This is a genomic window from Beijerinckia sp. L45, assembly GCF_009765775.1.
In the GTDB taxonomy this organism is placed as follows: domain Bacteria; phylum Pseudomonadota; class Alphaproteobacteria; order Rhizobiales; family Beijerinckiaceae; genus RH-AL1.
Map to the genome: position 1 here is coordinate 1 of NZ_LMUU01000039.1, position 770 is coordinate 770.

1 protein-coding gene and 1 pseudogene are annotated in these 770 nt (G+C 68.7%); both read right to left on the reverse strand.

What is annotated here, in order from left to right; translation table 11 throughout:
• Positions 1-440 (reverse strand): lytic transglycosylase domain-containing protein (locus tag GSQ79_RS03980; RefSeq protein WP_158807445.1); only part of this gene is annotated, 440 nt, incomplete at its 3' end.
• Positions 441-473: 33 nt separating this feature from the next.
• Positions 474-770: pseudogene (locus GSQ79_RS28890) on the reverse strand (murein L,D-transpeptidase); the annotation flags it as partial.

A 770-nucleotide genomic window follows, 5' to 3' on the forward strand; every position in this document is an offset into this window, starting at 1 on the left:
ACGACCGGCGCGGAATCCGCGGTGCGCAGCTGATCCAGAAGATTGCGGTTCTTGGCCGTCGCGTAGTAGCCGCTGGCGTATAGGCGGACGGCGGCGTCTTCCTGCTTGCCTGCGATGACGAAGGCGTTGGCGAGGTAGGGCACGGCATAGGTCAGGTTGACCAACGGATCGAGCAGCTCTGACGGGCTGCCCTTAAAACCCATGCTGCGCGCGGTGGGATAGCTGATCTGCATCAGGCCCCAGAACGAATGGTTTCGCGCCCGCGGGTTGTACTTGCTCTCGCGCATCACGATACGGCGCACCAGCTTTTCCGGAACGCCATGCCGCTTGGCCTGCCGGACGATCATATCGTCCAGCTCTGCCGAGTGCGGCGGCTCCGACGCGCGCACCGTCGCACTAAAGGCGAGGAGAGCGACGGCACATGCGGTGAATCGAAACATTCGTCGTCCTTGATCCGGGAGCCTTGCTTGGGCTCAGGGTTTTCCATCGGTCTGGGGGGCGGAAGCGGGGCCGGAGACGTCCGACCAGTTGGGCGCGGCGTAGGGTTCGGGCGGGCTGTGCGGCGCGTCGCCGGCGGGCGCCGATGCCGCGGGCGTCTCGACGGTCGGGGCCACGGCAACGGCAGCCGGTGGCGTCTCCGATGCGCTCGGCGCCGGCGCGGCATAGGGCTCGGGCGGGCTGTTGGCGTTTGTCGGCTCGCTGGACGCGGGCGCCGGCTCGGCTACCGGGGTGTTCGGCGCGACCGTCGCGGTCGACTCGCTCGGCGGGGC